Below are 4,790 nucleotides of genomic sequence, written 5' to 3'. Positions count from 1 at the left end.
CGGCAGACGCGGGCGTACGCCTTTATACGCGCGAGAAAGCGGTATGGTTGCTGGAAATCTCGAAGTACGTAGGCGACCATCGCGAACAGATGGCCGCAAGCCTACGCGCGCTCGCTTCGTCGAACTGGCTGCGCTCGCCGCTCGCGGGCGTCATGTTTGCGCCAGTCTTTGCGGGCGCCCCGGTCGCGCCGGTGCCGCTTGTTGAGCCGAATGATGGGAATGAAGCGCGAGGCCCGTCTGCCCCGGCGATGCCGGCGAGCGTGATCGCGCGCGAACAGCCGCCTGCACTGCTGCCGGTCTGGCAGGACATCGCGGCACGTGCGTTCCATTATCGTGGCCGCCGTACCCGTCTTTACTGGCCGAACACGCTGGCCGCGCTCTTGATGGTCGCGACGATCGGCTGGTGCGCTGCGATGACGGTCTCGTTTATCGGCAACCGGCATCTGATGCACGCCGCACAGGCGAGCGCAGATGCCGCGCACGCCGCCATGCCCGGCACGCCCCAGGCGCTACGCGCACAACTCGCCCTGCAGCAGCAGATCGATACGCTCGAATACCGCCATCAGCATGGCGTGCCCTGGTATCTGCGTGCAGGCCTCTCGCGCAACGACGAATTGCTCGGCGCGTTATGGCAGCCGTACCAGGATGCTGCCGCACGTAACCTGCAGCAGCCGGTCGTGCAGGCGCTGGAAAGCCGGCTCACCGCACTCTCGCAGGTTCGCGCCGACGAACAGCAGAGCCACGACGCGCAACAGCAAGCCTACAACCGCCTCGAGGCGTACCTGATGATGGCCACTCCGGCCCGCACCGATGCGCCTTTCCTCAAGACCCAACTGCTCGAGGTATGGCCCGCGCCCGCCGGCATGCGTACGGGAGAATGGCTCGACATCTCGCAACAGCTCGCGGGCTTCTGGGCCGATCATCTGAAGACACATCCTGCCTGGCGAATCAGCGCATCGATGCCGCTGGTCAACCAGATGCGCACGACACTCGTCAACCAGATCGGTCTGGCCGCGAGCGACGATGTGCTTTACCAGCGCATTCTCGACGATGCGCGCGGCAGGTACGCCGACGCGTCGCTGGCAACACTGCTGGCGGGCACTGATGCCCACGGTCTCTTTACGACCACGCAGACAGTGCCGGGCATCTTCACGCGCGCCGCGTGGGAGGGCGTGATCGAGCACGCCATCGACGACGCCGCGAAGCAGCAGCACGTCGAGGCAGACTGGGTGCTGGCCGGCAACGGCCCTTCTGCCGCGATGATCGACGCAACCGCCGCCACCCGGCACGCCGTCGATGATCTGAGGCAACGCCTGCGCACACGTTACTTCACCGACTACACAGCGGCCTGGGCGACCATGCTCAACGGCCTCCAGTGGATGCCGGCTAACAGCTTCTCCGCCGTAATCGACCAGCTCACACGCCTGACCGATGCGCAGACTTCGCCGCTGCTGGCGGTCATGAAGTCGGTTCAGTACCAGGGCGAAGCGGGCCGTCCGTCACAGGCGTTGACCGACACGCTGGTACGCAAGGCGCAGGGATTGCTGGGAGGCGCCGACAGTGACCAGGCCGAGGCGGTCGTGGTCAATCCACTGGACAAATCGTTTGGCCCGTTGCTGGCGCTGCTCGGTGACGCAGGCCCGCCAGATCCGGCTGCGGGCAGCAGCAAGACCGGCAGCGGCAATGCGGGGATTGCCGCCTCGCTTAACGGCGTTAGCCTTTCACGCGTGCTGACGGCAGAGACGACGGTCCGTCTGAAGCTGCAGCAGATCCAGTCCAGCCCAGACCCGCAGTCGATGGCCCGCGCGCTCGCGCAGGCGGTGTTCCAGGGCAAGCTCTCGGACCTGTCGCAGGCGCGCGACGACGCCGCGCTGGCCGCCGCGAGCCTGGGCGCGCAGTGGGCGGGTTTCGGGCAGGCCCTGTTCGTACAACCGCTCGACGCAGCCTGGCAGGCGGTCCTCCAACCCGCCGCAGCCAGCCTGAACGATGCCTGGCGCGCGGGCGTGGCGGCGCCCTTCCAGTCGCTGTTCGCCTCGCGCTATCCGTTTTCGCCGACCACGGCGGACGCGTCCTTCGCCGAGTTCGGTCGCTACGTGCGGCCGGATACGGGGCTGGTCAACCGCTTCATCGAGAGCGAGCTGTCCGGCATGCTCAAGCGTCAGGGCGACGAGTGGGTGCCAAATGAGCTCGCACCGCAGTCGCTGCAGTTCGACCCGAAGTTCCTGGCCATGCTGCGGCTCATTGGGCCAATGGGCGCACACCTCTATGCGCAGGGCGAAGCCGGCTATCACTTCGAGCTCATGCCGCAGTCCACGCCGGACGTGACGCGCACGGAACTCACTGTAGACGGACATGAGGTCGTCTACTTCAACCAGCGGGACGCCTGGTCGCCGCTTGCGTGGCCTGGTAATGGCCTGGGCGGGCACGCGTCGCTGACCTGGGAGACGCTGGATGCCGGGCTGCGCGTTGCGTTCGATGCCACCGGCGACTGGGCGTTCCTGCGGATGCTGGAGAAAGCCCAGGTGAAACAGCTCGACGATACCCGCTACGAACTGGTCTGGCACGCCGGGGAAGCTAGCGACGACACGAAGGCACCCGTCGCCCCGTCCGATGGCTCGGCGATGTTGCCGGTGCCGCTGCATTACGTGCTGCGGGTGCAGGAGGGCGCTGGGCCATTGGACCTGCTGAAGCTACGCGGCTTCCGGATGCCGGAGCGCATCTTCGTGACGGGCCGGGCAGGCATGTTGTCCGGCATGCCGTCCCTCCCCCCTTGCCGCCCGGGTTACAACCATGACCGCACCGTGGAAATCGTCCCAGCGCGACGGCGGGAATCCGTTCCTGAAGTATTTCGATGCCGAGATGCGCTATCTGCGTGAGGCGGGTTCCGAGTTCGCCCAGGCCCAACCCGACGCCGCACGCCGCATGGGGATGCTGTACGGGCAGGACGGCGAGCAGGTCCGGGCGGTCAACGAAGCCTTTGCGTTCCTGATGGCGCGCAAGCGCATGAAGCTCGACGACGCGATGCCGGAGGTCACCGGGGGATTGCTCGATAACCTCTATGAACACATGGCCCGGGCGATCCCGTCGCTGTCGATCATCGAATGCACGCCCCTGAACCGCAGGAGTTCGGCTACGGCGCGGATTCCCGCCGGGGCTGTCGTGCGCTCGGCACCGGTCGGTCCCGATGGGGTGCAGTGCCCTTTCCGCACGACCCAGGCGGTCGAGTTGCTGCCGCTGTCGGTCGAGGACGGGAAGGTGGCGGTGCGCGCAGACGGGCGCACCGTCATCCGCCTGAGCCTGGGCCTCTGGTTTGGGGACCAGCGCGAGCACGTGGATCTGTCGCGCATCCGCCTGTACCTGCACGGCGAGCGGCCCGCCGCCGCGGCGCTGTACGCGGCGCTCACGCGCCAGGTCGCCGCGATCGGGCTGCGCCTGCCATCGATACGCGACGGCGCGCTGCAACCGCTCGCCGGGGTGCGCTTCGAGGCGGCGGGGTTTGGTCCGTCGACACGGCTGTGGCCGGCTACGAATACCGAACGCAACCAGCAGCTCGATCGCGAACAGACGTTGCTGGAGTATTTCGTGTTTCCGCAGAAATTCCACTTCGTCGACCTGTGCGGCTTCGATAGCACGATGGTGCCGGCGGGGGAGGCGCGGATGACCTTCGAGATTGAACTGGATGCCCGCATGCCCGGCGACCAGCCGGTGGGGAGGGAGAGCTTCCGGCTGTTCTGCACGCCCGTGATCAACCTGTTCGAGATCGATGCGCTGCCGCTTCAGCCCGCCGGCTGGCATGATACGGAGCACCGCATCCTCGCACAGCCCGTCGTGGCCGGTTATGTCGAACCGTACGACGTGCTTGCGGTGAGCGCTACCCATCCGGAGGACAGTGCACGGCATGCCTATCAGGCGTTTACGAACTTCCGGCACCGCGGCTGGATGCTTCGCTACGAGAAGCCGGAGCGATACTTCCATACCGCTACGCGCTACGGCGTGGTGGGACGGGAACTGTGGGTCACGCTGGCGGGGCAGCTCTGGGCGGGGACGTATCGCAACGCACCCGATGACGGGGACCGCCCGCAGCCGGACCGCCATCTGACTGTGCGCGCATTGGCGAACAACGGGCGCCTGCCGCGCCTGGCGCTTTCGGAGGCGACCATTACCGAGACGGTGTCAGGCTTCACCGGCATCGCGTCGGTGCGCAACCTGACGGGACCCAGCCTGCCGCAGTATCCGCCGCGTTATTACCCCGGCTACGAGTCGCGCGCGCTGGGCCATTTCGCCGCGAACGGCATGAACGAATTCAACCAGATGCTCGGGGAAGGCGCACCGGCGTTGCGCGAGGTGCTCGAACTCTACGACTGGACCGTGGATGACGCGGTTCCCCTGCGCATCGATGCGATCCGCACGGTGCGCTTCTCCCAGAACGAGGTCCTGCGGCGCGGTGACGTGCTGCGGGTTGTGCGCATCCACGTTGACCTCGACGCGAGCGCTTTCGCCGGGCCGGGCGACGCCGTGCTGTTTGGCGACGTGCTGAGCCACTTCCTCGGGCGCTACGCGGCGCTGCAGTCGTCCATGCAACTGGTACTGGGCATCGAGGGCCGGGAGACGGTCTATCCGCGCACCGATTTCACGGGCGCGCCATTTTGACGGGAATCAGGATCGCGCGGGGCGCGCCCGGCGTTGGCCTCGCACTGGCCATTTCCGCCGTTCGCCTGTCTGCAGCTTCGGGCGACCGGCGCGACCTATATCATTCCCACCGCGATATCGCCGGTGTCGCGTGCGCTGAT

General features: G+C 67.0%; 2 protein-coding genes. Both read left to right on the top strand.

The window, feature by feature from the left end; translation table 11 throughout:
- Positions 1-2,876: ImcF-related family protein (locus FQ755_RS33610; RefSeq protein ID WP_144161624.1), on the top strand; the 2,876-nt coding region annotated here is incomplete at its 5' end.
- A complete protein-coding gene (gene tssF, locus FQ755_RS33605) occupies positions 2,791-4,650 on the top strand; it encodes a type VI secretion system baseplate subunit TssF (protein WP_144161621.1) in 1,860 nt (619 codons plus the stop codon). The genes FQ755_RS33610 and tssF, both read left to right, overlap by 86 nt.
- Positions 4,651-4,790: the final 140 nt, after the last annotated feature.

This window comes from Paraburkholderia sp. BCC1885 (genome assembly GCF_900996235.1).
GTDB lineage: Bacteria > Pseudomonadota > Gammaproteobacteria > Burkholderiales > Burkholderiaceae > Paraburkholderia.
The sequence above is the reverse complement of the archived record's forward strand: the minus strand, read 5'-3'. Positions and strand labels throughout refer to the sequence as shown.

Coding starts and splice junctions, on each gene's coding strand:
- tssF (WP_144161621.1), top strand. CDS start 2,791: ATGACCGCACCGTGGAAATCGTCCCAGCGCGACGGCGGGAATCCGTTC.